This is a genomic window from Janthinobacterium sp. SUN176, assembly GCF_030587335.1.
Taxonomy (GTDB): domain Bacteria; phylum Pseudomonadota; class Gammaproteobacteria; order Burkholderiales; family Burkholderiaceae_D; genus Janthinobacterium; species Janthinobacterium kumbetense.
The window spans coordinates 3,623,716-3,642,293 of the sequence record NZ_JAPWIA010000001.1 but is presented as its reverse complement, the minus strand read 5'-3'; the positions used below and the strand labels follow the sequence as shown (position 1 = coordinate 3,642,293).

Annotated in this window: 17 protein-coding genes; 10 read left to right on the top strand and 7 right to left on the bottom strand. The window is 64.8% G+C overall.

Annotated elements, in window-relative coordinates; translation table 11 throughout:
* Positions 1 to 124: 124 nt before the first annotated feature.
* On the top strand, positions 125 to 781 hold the full coding sequence (locus O3299_RS16435) for a PadR family transcriptional regulator (protein ID WP_099666601.1): 657 nt from the start codon (positions 125 to 127) through the stop codon (positions 779 to 781).
* A gap of 22 nt (positions 782 to 803) precedes the next feature.
* Positions 804 to 1,631 carry a siderophore-interacting protein gene (locus O3299_RS16430; RefSeq protein ID WP_305053107.1) on the top strand — a complete coding sequence of 276 codons (828 nt, stop codon included), beginning with the start codon at positions 804 to 806 and terminating at the stop codon, positions 1,629 to 1,631.
* Positions 1,632 to 1,677: 46 nt separating this feature from the next.
* On the opposite strand, the gene O3299_RS16425 is transcribed toward O3299_RS16430, so the two are convergent.
* Both O3299_RS16425 and O3299_RS16420 read right to left on the bottom strand, forming a co-directional pair.
* The gene (locus O3299_RS16425; RefSeq protein ID WP_305053106.1) at positions 1,678 to 2,262 is read right to left on the bottom strand and encodes a response regulator transcription factor; all 585 of its coding nucleotides are present in this window, start codon (positions 2,260 to 2,262) and stop codon (positions 1,678 to 1,680) included.
* 32 nt (positions 2,263 to 2,294) lie between these two features.
* Positions 2,295 to 4,313, bottom strand: coding sequence for a PAS domain S-box protein (locus O3299_RS16420; RefSeq protein ID WP_257218862.1), 2,019 nt, complete (start codon positions 4,311 to 4,313; stop codon positions 2,295 to 2,297).
* A gap of 145 nt (positions 4,314 to 4,458) precedes the next feature.
* Here O3299_RS16420 and O3299_RS16415 point away from each other — a divergent pair, with 145 nt between their 5' ends.
* The 6 genes from O3299_RS16415 to O3299_RS16390 all read left to right on the top strand — a co-directional run bounded on the left by O3299_RS16415 (position 4,459) and on the right by O3299_RS16390 (position 9,563).
* Positions 4,459 to 5,451 (top strand): TRAP transporter substrate-binding protein, encoded by a 993-nt coding sequence (locus O3299_RS16415; RefSeq protein ID WP_099668371.1) that lies wholly within the window; start codon positions 4,459 to 4,461, stop codon positions 5,449 to 5,451.
* A 123-nt stretch (positions 5,452 to 5,574) separates the two neighbouring features.
* Positions 5,575 to 6,147 carry a TRAP transporter small permease gene (locus tag O3299_RS16410; protein ID WP_251351765.1) on the top strand — a complete coding sequence of 191 codons (573 nt, stop codon included), beginning with the start codon at positions 5,575 to 5,577 and terminating at the stop codon, positions 6,145 to 6,147.
* A complete protein-coding gene (locus O3299_RS16405; RefSeq protein WP_099666605.1) occupies positions 6,144 to 7,424 on the top strand; it encodes a TRAP transporter large permease in 1,281 nt (426 codons plus the stop codon). The genes O3299_RS16410 and O3299_RS16405 overlap by 4 nt, the downstream gene beginning before the upstream one ends.
* A 425-nt stretch (positions 7,425 to 7,849) precedes the next feature.
* Complete coding sequence (locus tag O3299_RS16400; protein ID WP_305053105.1) at positions 7,850 to 8,362, top strand: methylated-DNA--[protein]-cysteine S-methyltransferase; 513 nt, start codon at positions 7,850 to 7,852, stop codon at positions 8,360 to 8,362.
* Complete coding sequence (gene xerD / locus O3299_RS16395; RefSeq protein ID WP_305053104.1) at positions 8,359 to 9,276, top strand: site-specific tyrosine recombinase XerD; 918 nt, start codon at positions 8,359 to 8,361, stop codon at positions 9,274 to 9,276. Before O3299_RS16400 ends, xerD begins: the two co-directional genes overlap by 4 nt.
* Positions 9,277 to 9,356: 80 nt before the next feature.
* Positions 9,357 to 9,563: a hypothetical protein gene (locus tag O3299_RS16390; protein WP_070257461.1), complete on the top strand. Its 207-nt coding sequence runs from the start codon at positions 9,357 to 9,359 to the stop codon at positions 9,561 to 9,563.
* Positions 9,564 to 9,628: 65 nt separating this feature from the next.
* Here O3299_RS16390 and O3299_RS16385 read toward each other — a convergent pair whose 3' ends face one another.
* From O3299_RS16385 to O3299_RS16375, 3 genes are read right to left on the bottom strand one after another with little or no spacing between them, the layout of a single operon-like run.
* The gene (locus O3299_RS16385) at positions 9,629 to 10,906 is read right to left on the bottom strand and encodes a TolC family protein (protein ID WP_305053103.1); all 1,278 of its coding nucleotides are present in this window, start codon (positions 10,904 to 10,906) and stop codon (positions 9,629 to 9,631) included.
* Positions 10,893 to 13,997 (bottom strand): efflux RND transporter permease subunit, encoded by a 3,105-nt coding sequence (locus O3299_RS16380; protein WP_305062730.1) that lies wholly within the window; start codon positions 13,995 to 13,997, stop codon positions 10,893 to 10,895. The genes O3299_RS16385 and O3299_RS16380 overlap by 14 nt, the downstream gene beginning before the upstream one ends.
* Positions 13,990 to 15,114 (bottom strand): efflux RND transporter periplasmic adaptor subunit, encoded by a 1,125-nt coding sequence (locus O3299_RS16375; protein WP_305053101.1) that lies wholly within the window; start codon positions 15,112 to 15,114, stop codon positions 13,990 to 13,992. The genes O3299_RS16380 and O3299_RS16375 overlap by 8 nt, the downstream gene beginning before the upstream one ends.
* Before the next feature lie 235 nt (positions 15,115 to 15,349).
* Here O3299_RS16375 and O3299_RS16370 point away from each other — a divergent pair, with 235 nt between their 5' ends.
* Together O3299_RS16370 and O3299_RS16365 are read left to right on the top strand one after the other, a co-directional pair.
* Entirely contained in the window at positions 15,350 to 16,030 is a 681-nt protein-coding gene (locus O3299_RS16370) for a response regulator transcription factor (RefSeq protein ID WP_305053100.1), read from the top strand.
* On the top strand, positions 16,023 to 17,420 hold the full coding sequence (locus O3299_RS16365; RefSeq protein WP_305062729.1) for a cell wall metabolism sensor histidine kinase WalK: 1,398 nt from the start codon (positions 16,023 to 16,025) through the stop codon (positions 17,418 to 17,420). Before O3299_RS16370 ends, O3299_RS16365 begins: the two co-directional genes overlap by 8 nt.
* Here the strand turns inward: O3299_RS16365 and O3299_RS16360 are convergent.
* Together O3299_RS16360 and O3299_RS16355 are read right to left on the bottom strand one after the other, a co-directional pair.
* A complete protein-coding gene (locus O3299_RS16360; RefSeq protein ID WP_305062728.1) occupies positions 17,412 to 17,720 on the bottom strand; it encodes a hypothetical protein in 309 nt (102 codons plus the stop codon). The genes O3299_RS16365 and O3299_RS16360 overlap by 9 nt on opposite strands.
* 2 nt (positions 17,721 to 17,722) lie before the next feature.
* Positions 17,723 to 18,445, bottom strand: coding sequence for an MgtC/SapB family protein (locus tag O3299_RS16355; RefSeq protein WP_305053097.1), 723 nt, complete (start codon positions 18,443 to 18,445; stop codon positions 17,723 to 17,725).
* Between the last annotated feature and the right edge of the window lie 133 nt (positions 18,446 to 18,578).

The window sequence follows — 18,578 nt, the reverse complement described above, 5'->3', positions numbered from 1 at the left end:
TTGTCAGGCATGGCAGGGACGTGTCGATTGAAGAAAGACGAGCATAACAAATTTCTCCTTGACTTATCGATATATCGTTATAAAATGGCGATACCTACTAACGATATATCTTTAAAGAGAAAACATGAGAAACTCACACCACGCAGAACACGGCCACGGCGGCCACCATCATCATCACGGTCATTGTGGCCAGCACCACCATCACGGCGAACACCGCCACGAACACTACCTGCACGGCCGCGGTCCGCGTGGCTTCGACGAGCGCGGCGACGGCATGGGCCCTGGCGGCCCCGGTGGCCGGGGCGGGCGCGGCGAACGGGCCGAGCGCGTCTTCGGCCGCGGCGACCTGCCCCTGATCGTGCTGGCGCTGATCGAGATCAGCCCCCGCCACGGCTATGAAATCATCAAGGCCATCGAAGAGCGTTGCGGCGGCGCCTATGCCCCCAGCCCGGGCGCCGTGTATCCGACCCTGACCCTGCTGGAAGAGCAGGACCACGTGACGTCCTCCGAAAGCGCCAGCGGCAAGAAGCTCTACACGATCACGGACCTGGGCCGCGCTTACCTCGACGAGAACCGCGCCCAGGTGGACGGCATCCTGGCGCGCCTCGACATGTTTGCCCGCGTCCAGGCGCGCAACGCCTTGCCCGAGCGCGTGCGCCAGGCCATGCACACCCTCAAGCATGCGCTGTTGCTGAACAAGACCAACTGGAGCGACGCGGAAGCCGAGCGCGTCTCGGCCGTGCTGGAACAGGCGGCCAACGCCATCGTCGACGGCCACTGAGCCTACTTTACAAGGATAAGCCATGACTACTGCATCACCAGCAACACCACGCCCGCATGTCATCGAGCGCGTGCGGCATGACTTGAAACTGCGCGTGCTCACCGTCGTGCGCACCGAGCAGCTGACGCCGCACATGCGCCGCATCACCCTGGCCGGCGACGACCTGGACGGCTTTGTCTCGCCGGCGCACGACGACCACGTGAAGCTGTTCTTCCCCGCCTCCGGCGAAACGGTGCCCGTGTTTCCCGTGCTGGGCAATGGTTCGAATCCCATCCAGTACGCGGAAGGCGCGCGTCCCATCGCTCGCAACTACACGCCGCGCCGCTACGACGCGGCGCGGCGCGAGCTGGAAATCGACTTCGTGCTGCATGGCGACGGCCCCGCAGCCAGCTGGGCGGCGCAAGCTGCACCCGGCCAGACCCTGGGCGTGGGCGGACCGCGCGGCTCGATGCTGGTGCCGCTTGATTTCGACTGGTATGTGCTGGTGGGCGACCAGACGGCCTTGCCGGCCATTGCCCGCCGCCTGGAGCAGCTGCCGGCCACGGCGCGCGCGACGGCCGTGATCGAGATCGTCGAAGACGGCGAACAGATCGCGTTGGAGTGCGCGGCGCAGCTGGATGTGCGCTGGGTGGCGCGCCATGGCCGCAAGGGACCGCTGCTGCTGGAAGCGTTGGCGCAGGTCGCCTTGCCGCAGGATGGCGATGGCTATGTGTGGGTGGCGTGCGAGCATGCGCAGGTGCAGGGCTTGCGCGGGCATTTCATCGACGCCGGGGTGCCGAAGCAGCATCTGCACGTGGCCAGCTACTGGAAGCATGGCGTGGAAGAGCACCATGAGCATCACGACGACTGATTAGATACTTGAAACCTCGATCCGGGGTCTGACCCCGGATTTCAGTCTACTTCAACAACCCCGCAAGCTCCACCGCCGTCTTGACCTGCATCTTGTCGAAGATATGCGCGCGGTGGACTTCCACGGTGCGCATGCTGATGCCCAGCTTGTCGGCCACCACCTTGTTCATCTTCCCCGCCAGAATCAGGTCCAGCACTTCGCGCTCGCGCGTCGACAGGGTGGCCAGGCGCGCGTGCACGGCAGCCAGTTCGCCTGCCTGGCGCGAGTTGGTCAGTCCCTGCTGCACGCGGTCCATCAGGTCGTTGTCGTTGAACGGCTTTTCAAAGAAATCGAAGGCGCCCCGTTTCAGGCTGTCGACGGCCATCGGCACGTCGCCGTGGCCGGTGAGGAAAATCACGGGCAGGCGCGCTGTCAGGTCGCGCTTGACCAGCTGGTCGAACAGGGCGATGCCGTTCATGTCGGGCATGCGCACGTCAAGCAGCACGCAGTCGCCGGCGGCGTCGAAGCTGCCGTCCAGGCTATCGAGGAATTGCTGGGCGCTGGCGTAGTTGCGCGCCTCAATGCTGCGCGAGGCGGCCAGCCAGGACAGGGAGTCGCGTACGACCTCTTCGTCGTCAATAATGTGCAGCATGGTGTCTCCGGATTGTCGTTATGCGTTATTCGTTAAGGCGAGTGCGGCGCGCGCGGCGCGGCCGGCACGCTGAATGTAAAGATCGTACCGCCAGCGGGGTTGGCGCCGAAGGTCAGCGCGCCGCCGTGAAATTCGATGGCGGTGCGGCAGATGTTCAGGCCCATGCCCATGCCTTCGGACTTGGTCGAGAAAAACGGCGAAAACAGCCGCTCGGCCACGTCCTGCGGGATGCCATGTCCATGGTCGATCACGTCCACCGTCACCATGCCTTGCTGCGCGTCGTGGCTGGCCCGCAGGCGCATGATACGCCGTCCCGGCGCCGCATCCTGCATAGCCTCGATGGCGTTGCGCGTCAGGTTCAGCAGCACTTGCTCGATCATCACGGGATCGGCACGCAGCAGCGGCAGGTCCGGCGGCAGCTCTTCCTGGATGGTGACATAGTATTTGCGCGCCTGCAGGTCGATCAGCGCGCGGATGCCGTCGATCAGGGTGCGGATGGCGATATCCTGGCGCTGCGGCTCGCTCTTGCGCACGAAATCGTGCACGCTGCGGATGATCTGGCCGGCCCGCTGCGCCTGCGCGCTGGCCTGTTCCAGCGCCGGCTTCAGGGTATTCGGCTCGACGGGCGCGCCGCTGTCGATGGCGCGGCGGATCAGGTTCAGCGCGCCCGTCGTGTAGCTGGAAATGGCCGCCAGCGGCTGATTTAATTCATGCGCCAGCATCGACGCCAGCTCGCCCATGGTGGCCAGGCGCGAGCTCGTTTGCAGCTTTTCCTGCTGCTGGCGATTCAGTTCCTCGACCCGCTTGCGGTCCGAGATGTCGAGCACGGAACCCATCCAGCCCGTCTGCTGGCCGTTCTTGTCCACCAGCGGGGCCTCGAAGATCAGCACGGGCACGCGCGTGCCGTCCGGGCGCTGGAAATAGGTCTCGAACTGCGGCGTGGGATTGCCGGCCAGCGCCTTGACGAAGCGCTGCTGATATTCTTCCAGCGCCTCGGGCACCCAGTAGGGCATGGGGGGCAGGCGCCCCAGGATTTCCTCGGGCGGATAGCCGACGATCTGGCAAAACGCGGGATTGACATAGGTGACGCGGCCTTCCAGGTCGCGCGCGCGCATGCCCGTCACCAGCGAGTTTTCCATCGCCGTGCGAAACAGCATCTGCTGGCGCAGCGCGCCTTCGGCCACCAGGCGGCGCGAGATGTGCCGCCACAGGGCCAGCAGACTCCATAATAAACCCAGCGACAGGGCGATGACGGAGCCGACCAGCAGATTGGGCAGCAGCTTGGGCTGGCTTTTCACGCTGTCGGTAAACAGGGTGATGGTGGCGCCGGGCACGTCGAGCGCGCGCTTGTGCGTGTACACGCCGTGGCCGGGACCGGCGGCGGCGCGCCGCGCCAGCACCTTGTCGTCGCGGTCGATCAGCGAAATCTGGTTATCCTGCGCAAACCACCACGGCACCATTTCATCGAGCAGGCTGCTGATCTGGTAGGTGGCCACCAGGCTGCCGACATAGCGCTGGCCGTCGAACAGGGGCTGGTGGTAATCCATCAGCATGGCGCCGGGCGGAGCGTCGGGAAAGCCGCTTTGCTGCGAAGGCTGGGCGTACTGTCCCCGGTGCAGGCGGCGCGCATTGTCGGCCGCCGTCAGAGAGGCCGGCGAAAACGACAACGCATGCGGCAGGCTGTTGTCGCTGGTAGCCAGCACCTTGCCGCTGGTGTCGAGCCACAGCACGCGCTGCAATTCGCGGCCATTGCGCAGCATCTGCTGCAGCCGTTCGTGCACTTTTTCCGCGCCCAGCGAGGCGCTGGCGATGTCCACGCCCAGGTTGAACAGGCTTTCCTCGTTGCGCGCCAGCTGGAAGCGGATGGTTTGCTCCACCCACAGGGTGTCGGCGATCAGCTGCTCCTGGCGTTCGTTGCTTTCCATCTGGCGCGCCTGCCAGGGCAGCCAGAACAGGATGGACAGGAACAGCAGCAGCAGGATGACGGGCAGCAGCCAGCGCATCGGGCTCGATAGCTTGAAGCGGCGCGCAAAGGTGGGGGGAGTCGGCATGGCTGGCAGGGTAGCGGCTTATCGGGAGCCGGCTATTGTGGTTAACCACAATAGCCGGAGTAGTTTCTTTGGCACAATATCCAAGTAGACAAAAAATAAAGTTTTTTAAAAAACCACTCAGGAGACAAAAATGCAACTGCCGCCAATGAAAACCCTGTTCGTCGCGCTGTGCGCCGCCATCGGCGCCACCGCTGGCGTCCACGCCTACGCGCAAGCGCCCATCGTCATCAAATTCAGCCACGTCGTGGCCACCGATACGCCGAAAGGCCAGGCCGCCGAGCGCTTCAAGCAGCTGGCCGAGAAAGCCACGAATGGCAAGGTCAAGGTCGAACTCTACCCGAACAGCCAGCTGTACAAGGACAAGGAAGAACTCGAAGCCCTGCAGCTGGGCGCCGTGCAGATGCTGGCGCCGTCGCTGGCCAAGTTCGGCCCCCTGGGCGTAAAGGAATTCGAAGCGTTCGACCTGCCCTACATCTTCCCCACCAAGACGGCGCTGTACAACGTCACCGAAGGCGAAATCGGCAAGAGCCTGCTGAAGAAACTGGAACCCAAGGGTATCACGGGCCTGGCCTACTGGGATAACGGCTTCAAGGTGATGTCGGCCAACAAGCCGCTGCATACGCCGGCCGATTTCAAGGGCCTGAAAATGCGCATCCAGTCGTCCAAGGTGCTCGACGCGCAGATGCGCGCGCTAGGCGCCAACCCGCAGGTGCTGGCCTTCTCGGAAGTGTATCAGGCGCTGCAGACGGGCGTGGTCGACGGTACGGAAAATCCGCCATCGAATATGTACACGCAAAAGATGCATGAAGTGCAAAAGCACGTGACCGTGTCGAACCACGGTTACCTGGGCTATGCCGTCATCGTCAACAAGAAATTCTGGGATGGCTTGCCGCCCGAAATCCGCGGCCAGCTGGAAAAAGCCATGCGCGAGGCGACCACGTTTGAAAAAGCCATCGCCCAGCGCGACAATGACCAGGCCCTCGACGCCATCAAGAAGGCGGGCAGGACGCAGATATATACCCTGACGGTGCAGGAGCAGGCCGAGTGGCGCAAGGCGCTGGCGCCCGTGCAGAAGGCCATGGAAGGGCGCATCGGCAAAGATCTGATCTCGGCCATCAACAAGGAAAGCGCGAAGTAAGCCGCAGGCTGTAGCGCGCCGCGCCGCCTGGCGCGGCAGGCAGGGCACCCTGCCAGTCCGTTTGAACGACTCCTGCGCGTCCTGCGCGGGAGTGCGTGTACCCGCATTCTTTGAAAGTCCACCATGAAATTTCTGGATCACCTGGAAGAGTGGCTGATCGCGACCCTGATGGGCGCGGCCACCTTCATCATCTTCGTCGCGGTCGTGCACCGCTATCTGGCCGGCTTGCCGATACCGGTCGTGCAAGACTTCCTGATTCAAATCAATACCAGCTGGGCCCAGGAACTGTGCATCTACATGTTCGTCTGGATGGCCAAGTTCGGCGCCGCGTACGGCGTGCGCACGGGCATCCACGTGGGCGTCGACGTCTTGATCAACCGCATGAATCCCCGCTGGCGCGACCGTTTCATCGTCTTCGGCCTGGGGGCCGGCGCCCTGTTTACGGGCATCGTGGGCACCCTGGGCGCCAGCTTCGTGTGGTCGATCGGCCACACGGACCAGACGTCGGCCGACATGGAAGTGCCGATGTGGCTGGTTTACCTGGCCGTCCCGCTGGGTTCCTACCTGATGTGCTTCCGCTTCCTGCAGGTGATGGTGCATTTCATCAAGACGGGCGCCTTGCCGAAACACGACCATTCGCATGTCGAGGGGCTGGAAGACGAATTGACGGCTGAAGAAAAAGGAGCCAAGGCATGAACGCGCTGATCATCTTTGTATTGCTGCTGGCGCTGATGCTGACCGGCATGCCCATTTCCATTTCGCTGGGCCTGACGGTACTGACGTTCCTGTTTACCATGACCAGCGTGCCCATCGAATCGGTGGCCCTGAAAATTTTCACGGGCATCGAAAAATTCGAAATCATGGCCATCCCGTTCTTCATTTTGGCGGGCAACTTCCTCACGCATGGCGGGGTGGCGCGGCGCATGATCAACTTCGCCAGCTCCATGGTGGGCCACTGGCATGGCGGCCTGGCGCTGGCCGGCGTGATGGCGTGCGCGCTGTTTGCCGCCGTCTCCGGTTCCAGCCCCGCCACCGTGGTGGCGATCGGTTCCATCATCCTGCCGGCCATGGTCAAGCAGGGCTATCCGCGCGGTTTCGGCGCCGGCGTCATCACCACCTCGGGCGCCCTGGGCATCTTGATACCGCCATCGATCGTGATGGTGATGTATTCCGTCAGCACCAACACGTCCGTTGGCAAACTGTTTATGGCGGGTGTGATTCCCGGCATGATGCTGGCCATGCTGCTGGGCCTGACCACGTGGTTCTTGGCGCGCAAGCACAATTATCCGCGCATGCAGAAGGCCAGCTGGGGCGAGCGCTTTGTGACGTTCAAGAAAAGCGCCTGGGGCTTGTTGCTGATCGTCATCGTCATGGGCGGCATCTATTCGGGCGCCTTCACGCCGACGGAAGCGGCCGCCATGGCCGCCGTGTACGCCTTCATCATCGCCGTCTTCGTCTACAAGGACTTGAAGATCAAGCAAGTGGGCAAGGTCTTGCTCGATTCGGCCGCCATGTCGGCGATGCTGTTGTACATCATCACGAATGCCGTGCTGTTCTCGTTCCTGATGACCAGCGAAAACATCCCGCAAGCGATGGCCGAATGGATCACAGGCAAGGGCCTGGGCGTGATCAGCTTCTTGTTGGTGGTCAACGTGCTGCTGTTGTTGGCTGGTAACGTCATGGAACCGTCGTCCATCGTGCTGATCATGGCGCCGATTCTGTTCCCCGTGGCCATGAAGCTGGGCATCGACCCTGTGCACTTCGGCATCTTGATCGTGGTCAACATGGAAGTGGGCATGTGCCATCCGCCCGTGGGCCTGAACCTGTACGTGGCGTCCGGCATCACGAAGATGGGCATCTCGGAGCTGACCGTGGCCGTGATGCCGTGGCTGCTGACGATGCTGGGCTTCCTCGTGCTGATTACCTACGTACCACAAATCTCGCTGTGGTTGCCAAATTTAATTTACAACTAAAACAGTTGTCCCCGTCATGGTGCAAAAAAAGTCGATCCGGCCGAATAAATGCGCTATGATGGGCAGCCTTAAGGGGAAACACGTATATGCATATGCGCCCTGGTAGCAAGGCTGAAATACAGAATTGGTAACAAGGTTAGTGGGGGAGTGGTCTATAAAAACGGTATTGATACCGGGGATATATTGAGGAGACACACGTTTCACAGAAGTTGTTGAGTCATAGCTGTCTGCGGCCACAAGCCGGCACCGGCGGACCCAAACGACCGGGAACGTGAAGCAATATTTGAAGCGCACCGACTGGTGCGCTTTTTTTTCGTGCGGGGGAAACGTCCGCCGGCACGCCCAAAGTCGGTGCATAATCACTAGGGCGCAGCCAGATGCGCCGGCAGGTTGTATATATGCCACACTTGAACTTTGATCAGCAGATGAAAAAACAACAGGGCAGTGAACTGTTCAGCGCCATCGTGGCCGCACCGTTCGGCGCCATGGGCGTGCGTGCGCAGGAGGGCCAGGTATGCGAACTGGTGTATTTGCCGTCGCACTTCGCGGAAAAAGATGCGCAGGATGCCGTCTCCGAGCGGGCGTGCCGGCAACTGGCGCGCTATTTCCTTGATCCCGATTATGTCTTCGACCTGCCACTGGCAGACGCGGGCAGCGCCTACCAGCAGCGCGTATGGGCGGCGATTGCCGGCATTCCGCGCGGCCAGGTGCGCACGTATGGCGACGTGGCGCGCCTGATCGGCTCGGCCCCGCGCGCCGTGGGCCAGGCTTGCGGCGCCAACTGGTTTCCCGTGGTGATCCCCTGCCACCGGGTCACAGCCGCGGGCGGCCTGGGCGGCTTTGCCCACCACGACGATGCGACAGGCTTCCACCTGGGCGTCAAGCGCTGGCTGCTGGCGCATGAAGGTGTCGAGAGCATGGGATGGTCCAAACGATGATGAACAGCCTGCTGGCGCCCGACAACACTACCCTGATCGATGAATTTTGCGACAGCCTGTGGCTGGAAGACGGCTTGTCGAAGAACTCGCTCGATGCCTACCGGCGCGACATGCGCTTGTTTGCGCGCTGGCTGGAAGTGGCGCGGCCCGGGCGCGAGGGCCTGTACGAAGTATCCACGGCCGATATCGACGCGTATTTCGCGGCCCGCCACGACGAGAGCAAGGCGACCTCGTCGAACCGGCGCTTGTCCGTGCTCAAGCGCTTTTACCAGCTGGCCTTGCGGCACAAGCATATCGCGGCCGATCCGTGCCTGAAGATGGTCTCGGCCAAGCAGCCGGCGCGCTTCGTGCACACCTTGAGCGAAGCGCAAGTGGAAGCCTTGCTGGCGGCGCCCGACGTCAGCACGCCGCTGGGCCTGCGCGAACGCACGATGCTGGAGCTCATGTATGCGAGCGGCTTGCGCGTGTCGGAGCTGGTGGACTTGAAATCGGTGGAACTGAGCCTGAACGATGGCGTGCTGCGCATCACGGGCAAGGGCAGCAAGACGCGCCTGGTGCCGTTCGGCGAGCAGGCGCGGCTGTGGATCGAGCGCTACCTGAAGGAAGCGCGCGGCGTCATCCTCGATGGCCAGATGGACGATGCCCTGTTCGTCACGCGGCGCGGCGGCGCCATGACGCGGCAAATGTTCTGGGTCATCATCAAGAAACATGCGTTGAGCGCCGGCATCACGGCACCGCTGTCGCCGCATACCTTGCGCCATGCGTTCGCCACGCATTTGCTCAACCATGGCGCGGACTTGCGTGTTGTGCAATTGTTACTGGGGCACTCCGATATTTCCACCACGCAGATTTACACGCATGTGGCCCGCGAACGGCTGAAACTGCTGCATGCGCAGCATCATCCGCGCGGCTAAAAATTTTGTATTTGCTCCAACTGCGTCATAATGTGCCCTATGTGCTTATCTGTAACAATAAAAAACTAAAGAGGTAGTAAATGGCCAAGACAAATTTCCAATACGAAAAACGGCAAAAAGAGCTGGAAAAGAAGAAGAAAGCCGAGGAAAAAGCCAGACGCAAGCTGGAAGCGAAGAACAATCCGAAGCCGGCCGACGGCGGCGAAGGCGATGAGCCGGAAGCGGACGACGCCGACGTCGATGCAGATCCGGCCGCCGAGGGCGACGCACCCGCCCAGCCCCAGTAACTCCCCGTTCCTGATGACCGGTGCGGCATCGCCGCGCCGGTATCTCCTCGTTTCCCCTTCCCCCGCTACAAGTGCGGCCGCTGGCCAAGCGCCAGTTGCAGCTGCGTGCTGGCCATGGCCGCATCGGCGCGCGCCTGCACATAGCCCTGGTACGCGTCATCGGCCGAGCGCTGCGCCGCCAGCCATTCCAGCAGCGAGGCATTGCCGCTGAAGTAAGACAGGCGCACGCCGTCGACTACCTTTTGCGCATCGACCAGCACGCCGTCGCGGTAGCGCGCCAGCCTGTCCTGCGCCGCATGCAGCTGCCGCTGCGCCGTGCGCACTTGCGTCTCCGCCTGTAATTCGGCCTGGCGCAGGGCCAGCATCGCTTGCGTGACCCCCGCTTCGGCCTGCACCACGTCGCCCTTGTCACGCCGCGACAGGGGAATCGGGATGGCCAGCGAGATGGACAGCGCACGGGAGCGGGGCGCGCCATCGACGGGATTGCCGCTGGCGTCGATGCCGTCATGGTAGCCGCGCGCGGCGGCCAGGCCCACGGTCACGGTCGGATCGACGGCGCGGTTGGCGCGCACCAGCGCCGCACCGTCGCGCAGGTTGTCCAGCGTGGCGCGGGCGATGCGCACGTCGTTGCGGGCCTCGAGCGCCTGCGGCACCAGCACGCCGGCGTCGCCGCCCTCGTACGCGGCGAAGTCGCACGCCAGCTGCGCTTGCGGAAACAAGCCATCGAACTGGCGCCCCAGCGGCGGCGACAGGGCCAGCATCGCGCTATCTGCCTCGCTGCGCGCCTGCGCCAGGTCGGCCTGGAACTGGTCGCGTTCCACGCGCGACTGCAGCAGCTCGATGCCGCCCACGTCGCCCGCCTTGCGCCGCACGGTATTCGCCTCGACTACCTTCGACAGGGCCGCCATGGTCTGTTCCTTGCGCGCGAGGACCTCGCGCGTGCGGCACGCTTCCGTGAACGCGGCGGCGGCCGTGCCATACAGTTCGCTCCTGAAGCCGGCCACCGTTTCCTCGGCCAGCGCGACATTGCTGTGCGCCGCCTTCAGGCGCGCGGCGCGCTTGCCGCCCGTCTCGATGGCCATGCTGATGGCAGGGTTCCACGTGACGGGACGGTGCTCGACGCTGCGCACCGTCTCGCGCGTGGCGCCCAGGGTGAACTCGGGATCGGGACGCAAGCCGGCGATGCCGATGCCGGCCTTGGCCGAGGTGATGCCCTGCTGCTGCGCCTGCAGTTCCAGGCTGTGGCTTTCCACGGCGGACAGATAGGTTTCAAAGCTTAAGGGCGCGGCAATGGCGCATGGAGCAATCAGCCAGGCCGCCAGCAGTACATTAAAACGTGTCATGGGTCTCTCCTTCGGTGTCGGTCCGGCGTTGTTGCAGGTGCGCCTCGATCAGGTAATACAGGGCCGGCAACAGCAGCAGGGTGAGCGCGGTTGCCGTCACCAGGCCGCCCACCACCACGGTGGCCAGCGGGCGTTGCACGTCGCTGCCCAGGCCTGTCGCCAGCATGGCCGGCGTCAGGCCCAGGGCGGCCACCGTGGCCGTCATCAGTACGGGACGCATGCGGTCGCGCGCGCCTTCCAGCACGGCCTCGCGCAAGCTTTTCCCCTCGTCGCTGCGCAAGCGGTTGATCTGCGCCAGCATCAGGACGGCATTCAGGACGGCCACGCCGAACAGGGCGATGAAGCCGACGGCGCTCGACACGTTCAAGGTCATGCCGCGCAGGTGCAGCGCGGCCAGGCCACCGAGCATGGCCAGCGGCACGGCCAGCAAGACCAGCGCGGGCTGGCGCAGGTTGCGGAACTGGCCAAACAGCAGCAGGAACATGGCGCCCAGGGTCATCGGCAGAATCAGCGCCAGACGGCTTTGCGCGCGCTGCAGGTTTTCGAACTGGCCGCCCCATTCGACGCTGATGCGCTGGTGCTCGTCGGCCACGGCTTGCGCCACCAGCGGACGCGCTTCGGCCAGGAAGCCGGCCAGGTCGCGCCCGCGGGCATTCAGGCGCACGATGATGTGGCGCCGTCCCATTTCGCGCACGATCACGCTTTCGCCCGAGGTGGTGCTGATGGTGGCCACCTGCGCCAGCGGAATCCTCGCACCGTTGGCGGCGTTGAGCTTCAAGTTGGCGATGGCGTCCGGGCTGGAACGCGTGGCCGGCGGGAAGCGCACGGCGATGTCGTAGCTTTTCTCGCCGACATACACCTGGCCGATGGGCGCGCCGCCGATGCCGGTGGCGATCAGGTCGGCCACGTCGGCCGCGTTGATGCCGTAGCGGGCCGCCTTTGCCCTGTCCAGTTCCACCTTCAGGTTGGGCAGCGGCGGCTCCACGTCCACCGCCACGTCGGAGGCGCCAGAGATAGTCTTCAGGACATTTGCCACCTTGCCGGCGATGCCGCGCACCTCGTCGAGGTCATTGCCGAAGATTTTCACCGTCAGGTCGCTGTGCGCGCCCGACAATTTATCCTGCACGCCGTCGATCATCGGTTGCATGAAAGCCACGGTGACTCCGGGCATGCTGGCGAAGCGCGCGTTCATTTTGGCGATCAACTGCTGCTTGCTCATGCCCGACTTCCAGCTCTTGTATGGATGCAGGCCCACGCTCGCTTCGATGTGCGACGGCGTCCAGTAATCGGTGCCGTCGTCGTTGCGCCCCGTCTGCGTGACGATGGTCGACACTTCGGGGAATTCCAGCGCGGCGTGCCGCAGTTCGCTGGCCATCTCGGATGCCTTGTCCAGGGTGATCCCGGGCGGCATCTGCACCTGCAACCACAAGGAGCCTTCATCGAGGTAGGGCAGGAAGTCGCGCCCGATGCTGCCGCCCAGCAGCGCCAGGCACGCCAGCGAGGTGGCGCACACCATCGCCACCCAGCGCTTCCTGCCCACCATGCGTTCGAGGAAACGCCCGTACGCGCCCGCCAGCTTGTCCAGCGCGCGGTTATGGAAGGTGCGGCGCGGCTTGCGCAAGGCCAGCCAGGCCAGGCCCGGGATCAGCACCAGCGCCACCACCAGCGCGCCCACCAGCGCCGCGCCCACCGCATACGCCATCGGCGAGAACAGCTTGTATTCGATGCGCTGGAAGGCGAACAGGGGTAAATAAGCGGCGATGATGACGGCCATGCCGAACATGATGGGACGTGCCACCTGCAGGGTCGCATCGATGGCGTCCTGCAGGGTGAGAGGCCGTTCCTGTTCCCGTTCGCGGCGGCGCAGCATGTTTTCCAGCACCACCACGGAACCGTCGACGAGGATGCCGAAGTCGATCGCCCCCAGCGACAGCAGGTTGGCGGGAATTTTAAAATGGTGCATGAAGATGAAGGCGATCAGCAGGGCCAGCGGAATCGTCAGCGCGACGATGGCGGCCGCGCGCGGGCTGCCCAGATACAGCAGCAGCACGAGGGCGACGAGCAGCATGCCTTCGCCCAGGGTGTAACTGACCGTGTGCAGGGTGGCGTCGATCAGCGAGCTGCGGTCCAGGTAGGGCACCACTTTCACATCCTTCGGCAGCACATTGGCATTCAAGTCATCCACGGCAGCATGGATGCCGGCCAGCGCTTCGGACGGATTGAAGTCCTTCAGCAGCAGGGTGATGCCTTCGATAGTGTCGGGATTGTCGTCCTTGCCCAGGATGCCGCGCCGCTCCACGTTGCCGTAGGCGAGCTTGCCCAGGTCCTTCACCAGCACAGGCACGCCATCCTTGCTGCTGACGACGACGTTGCCCATGTCATCGAGCGAATGCAGCAAGCCCACGCCGCGCACCACGTACGATTGCTGGCCGCGGTCGATGACGCTGCCGCCGCCGCTGATGTTGTTGGCGTTGATGGCGTCCTTGACCTGCGCCAGCGAGAAGCCGTAGCTGTCGAGTTTTGCGGGGTCGAGTTCCAGCATGAATTGCGTCGTCAAACCGCCGAAATTGCTCACATCGGCCGCGCCGCGCACCTGCTGCAGGCGCGGGATCACGGTCCAGAACTGCAGCTCGGACAGTTCGCGCAGGCTGCGGCTTTTCGATTCCAAGGTGTAGCGGTAGATCTCGCCCGTGGGCGAGGTATAGGGATCGAGTCCCGGCTTGGCGTCATACGGCAGGTTGACGCTGGCGAGGCGTTCCTGCAGCCGCTCGCGCGTGAAGTAGCCGTCGCTGCCATCCTCGAACACCACCGTGATCAGCGACAGGGCGAACAGACTGCGCGTGCGCAGCACGTGCATGCCGGGCGTGCCGAGCAGCGCGCGTTCGAGCGGAATGGTGATCTGCTGCTCGATTTCCTCGGCGCCCAGGCCCGGCACCTGCGTGACGATTTGCGAGGTGACGTCGGCGATGTCGGGATACGCTTCGATGGGCAGCTGCTTCCAGCAGTAGACGCCATAGGCGGCGACGAACAGCAGCACCAGCCAGACGATGCCGCGCCGCTGGCAGCAGGTGGCGATGAAACGGTCAATCATTGAGCAGCACTCCTTCCTTGACGACGATGCGTTCGCCCGCTTTCAGGCCGGAGACGATTTCCACCTGGTCGCCATGGCTGGCGCCCACTTCCACCGCGCGCGGCGAGAACACCAGCGCGCTGCGTTCGACCATCACGCGCGTCGAGGGCCCGCTTTGCAGCAGGGCGGACGCGGGCACGAGGAGGGCGCGGCGGCTGGCGCCGGCGAACCCCGCGTGGGCGAACATGCCGGGCTTGAAGGCGCCGCTGCGGTTGTCGATGGCCACGCGCACCCTCACCGTGCGCGTCTCGGGGTCGAGCACGGCGCCCACATACGCGACCTTGCCTTCGAAAGCCTTGCCGGGCCAGGCGTCGACGGTGATGCTGGTCGTTTGTCCCACGGCGACCTGCGCCAGGTCCCTTTCGGCCACGTTGGCCGACAGCCACACGGTGGACAGGTCGGCCACCGTCATGACGGGCGCGTTGATATCGTTCCAGTAGCCGCCCTGGGCGCCTTCCATGGCGATCACGGTGCCGGCGATCGGCGAACGCAGCACATAGTCGCGGCGCGACCCGCGCGCTCCTGCTCCGTACTGCGCCAGCTTGTCGGCGCTGGCCTGGGCGTCGCTGCCGGCTTGCGCAAAACTGGCCTGCGCCGCTTCGTACTCCTTGCGCGCGGCGATTTCCGCCTCGAACAGGGTTTTCTGGCGTTCCAGTTCCTGGCGTGCCTGCAGCAGGGCGGACCTGGCTTTGCTGTCGTCCGCGTAGGCGGCGCTCAGTTCCGCCGAGTCCAGCGTGAACAGCGGATCGCCCGCCTTCACGCTGTCGCCCAGGGCGCGCTGCAAGCGCGTGATGCGCCCGGCCAGGGGCGGCGTGATCTTCACCAGCTTCTCCGGCATGGCCTCGATGCTGCCCGGCGCCTCCGTCTGCGTGGCGATGTTCTGTTCCAGTACGGCGGCGATCTGCAGGCGCTGGCGCAGCGGCGACATCTTGTCGACGGCGATGCTGCCGTCGTCCTGATGCATCGATTGGGCGACAGGCGTGGCTGCCGCCGTCGGCTTGGCGCAGCCGGCCAGGGCCGAGCAGGCGAGAGCGAGGGCGCAGCTGGCGCCCAGGGCGTTGCGGGTGGTCGTGTTCATCCCGTGTTTCCTTGTTATTGATGGTGAAGGGGCATGCATGGATGCCGTGCCCAGGCGGGCAATGAGAGGGGCGCAGGTGGCGCAGGCAGCGTCACAACAGCGCCGGGAAAGCATAGCAATGTGGTCCTGAAGAAGCGCCCAAGAACGCCTGAATCATTCTTCAGGTTCCGTGCGCGTACGGTGCGGCGCGGTAAAATGCCAGCATGGAAAACACGGCGCAATGCGAAAGGCAGGCATGAGAATCCTCCTGGTGGAAGACGACCGCAAGGCGGCGCGCCTGCTGGCGCGCGGCTTGCAGGAAGAAGGCTTTGTCGTCGACGTGGCCCACAGCGCGGAAGAAGGCGAAGAGGAAAGCTACGCCGTCGATTACGACCTGATCGTGCTGGACTGGATGTTGCCGGGCAAGCAGGGCATCGATTTTTGCCGCGACTTGCGCGCGCGCGGCATCCAGACGCCCGTGCTGATGCTCACGGCGCGCGACGCCACGGCCGACCGGGTGACGGGCCTGAACACGGGCGCCGACGATTACCTGACCAAGCCGTTCGAATTCGAGGAGCTGTTGGCGCGCATTCGCGCCCTGTTGCGCCGCTCCGACATCAGCCGCCCGCTGGTGCTGGCGCTGGCCGACCTGACGCTCGATCCCGTCAGCCACCAGGCAACGCGGGCTGGCGTGCCGCTGGTGCTCACGCCCAAGGAATACGCGATCCTGCTGATCCTGCTGCGCCAGGCGGGCGAAGTGGTCAGCCGCGCGCGCCTGGCCGAGCAGATATGGCAGGCGGACCTGATCGGCATTGACAACCTGATCGACGTCCACGTGCGCAACCTGCGGGGGAAAGTGGATGCGCCGGGCTTACCGCCATTGATACACACGGTGCGCGGACGCGGCTTCCGCCTGGCGGAAAACAACGGTGGCTAGCTTTCGCAAGCGATTGCTGCTGGTGCACCTGGCCGTCATCCTCGCCATCGTCGCCTGTACGGCGCTGGCCGGTTACTGGGGCCTGTCGCGCGCCGTGCACGGCCAGCTCGATGCGGCCCTGCTGGCGCTGGCCGAGACGGAAATGGCCATGCTGCCGGCTGCGCCGCGCCAGCCCGTGCAGGTGCACGAGGTGGCGCCGGGCCTGGCGCCGCCGTCGTTGACGCGCCTGGACCGCCTGGTGCAGATCATCGATGGCGAAGGCCGCGTGCTGGCGCGCAGCCGCAACCTGGAGGCGGCGCAATTGCCGGCGCCTCCCGCCTTGCTGGCGCGCCTGGCGGCCGGCGAGACCATTTTCGAGACCCTGCCGAAGTTCGGCGAAGAGCCGCTGCGCATGGTCTCGATTCCCCTGCCTTCGTCCGGCGCGCGCCTGGCGGTGCAGGTGGCCGGTTCGCTCGACGATACCAATCACGTGCTGGCCGCGGCCACCGTGCTGTTTGGCGCCATGGCGCTGGCCCTGCTGGCGGCCGTGGGCCTGGCCGGCGAAATGCTCACGCGCCGCGTGCTGGGCGCCATCGACGACGTGGTGGACCAGGCGCATTCGATCGGCGAAGCCAGTTTGCACCAGCGCCTGCCCCATCCCGGTACGCAAGACGAGATCGGCCGCCTGGTCGATACCCTGAACGCCATGCTGGACCGCCTGGAACACGGCTACGATGCGCAGCGCCGCTTCACGGCTGACGCTTCGCACGAATTGCGCTCGCCCCTGTCGCGCCTGCGCACGGAAATCGAAATCACCCTGCGCCGCCCGCGCGAGTCGCCCGAGTATGTCGATGCGCTGGCATCGTGCCTCGATGAAGTGCAGCGCCTGACGACCCTGGTGGAAGAGCTCTTGATGCTCACGCGTCTGGACGTGGGCCAGGAGCGCAACGCGGTGGAAACCATCGAGCTCAATCCGCTCGTGCGGGCGGCAGCGCAGCGCCTGGAAAAGGCGGCAGCGCAGCGCGGCATCCGCATCGTCTTCGATGCAAGTGCAGACGTGCAGGCCAGGGTGGCGGCCGGCCCGGTCGACCTGGTGCTGGCCAATTTGCTGGATAACGCCGTGAAGTTCTCGCCTCCCGACAGCGTCATCAGCGTGCACGTGGCGCGCGATGGCGCGCATGCGATCGTCGGCGTGGCCGATGCGGGGCCGGGTATCGGCGTGGAAGACTTGCCGCACCTGTTCGAGCGGTTTTACAGGGGCGCCCAGGCGCGCGCGGGCGAGGCGCCCGGTTTCGGCCTGGGCCTGGCCCTGTCGCAAGCCATCGTGCACGCGTATGGCGGCAGCATCGAGGCGCAGAACCGCCCGCAAGGCGGCGCGCTGTTCCTCATGCGCCTGCCCGCCTCAAGCTGAAGGCGCGACGCCTTCCCAGCGCACTTGCCGCACCTGCGGCCAGGCGCCCGCGCGGTTGACGAAGCGCACCAGCACGGCGCGCTGCACGGCCTGGCACAGCACCGTGGCGATCAGCTGCACCACCTGCCTGGCCGCGTCCCAGCTGCGCAGCATTTGCGACGGCGCCAGGCCCGCGCCCTTGAGTTCGGCCAGCAGCAGGCGCACGACGTGGTCGGCCTGCGCTGCGGGGCAGGTGACGGTCAGGCGGTAGGTGGCGACAGCCGGACCACGTTTGACAAACCACAGCATCCATTTTTTCATCATCACACTCCCCGTTCGGCGACAAATTCCGCGTTGTTCACCAGCGCCCAGCGCACGGCCGAGACGCTGCCTTCCAGGCTGACCTGGCTGACGATCTGCTCCAGCAATCCCAGGCTGGACAGGGGCGTGAGCAGGTCGGCCCGCACTTCGATGCGTCCGGCGTGCGCGGTATCCTCGCTGTGCAAGGATTGCAGCATCAGGGCCGGCATGCCGCTGATCATGCGCAGCATCAGGTTGCGCACGAGGATTTCCTGCTCCGCCTCGCATACGGCCGTCACGCGGTAGATGCTTTCCGTCTCGATGCCCGCTTCGCCGCCGTGCGCGTTGATGCGTTGCGCCAGGTGGCGCAGCACCAGGTTGGCCACCAGGACAAATCCCGTGCCGATGGCCGCTTCCAGCGCGAACCCCAGGCCGCACAGGATGCCGATGGCGGCCGAGCACCACAGGGTGGCGGCCGTGTTCAGGCCGCGCACCGTCATGCCTTCGCGCATGATGACGCCGGCGCCCAGGAAGCCGATGCCGGAGACCACCTGCGCGGCGATGCGCATATGGCCGGCGCTATCGCCTTCGAGCACGGAAACCATCACGAACAGCGAGGCGCCGACGGACACCAGCGCGTTCGTGCGCAGGCCCGCCATGCGCTGGCGCAGCTGGCGTTCGGCGCCGATCATGGCGCCCAGGGTCAATGCCGCGGCAACGCGCAGCGCAAAGTCAAATACCACCATCAGTTTCTCCCGGCTGGGGAGGAACAGGCGAGTGCGGGGGCGAAGACAATTCGCCCCGAAAGGGGGCAGCAGACGATAACGGTGGAACGATGAGGAGGGAAGTGGCGGCGAGAGAGTACTGCCGCTGATAAAA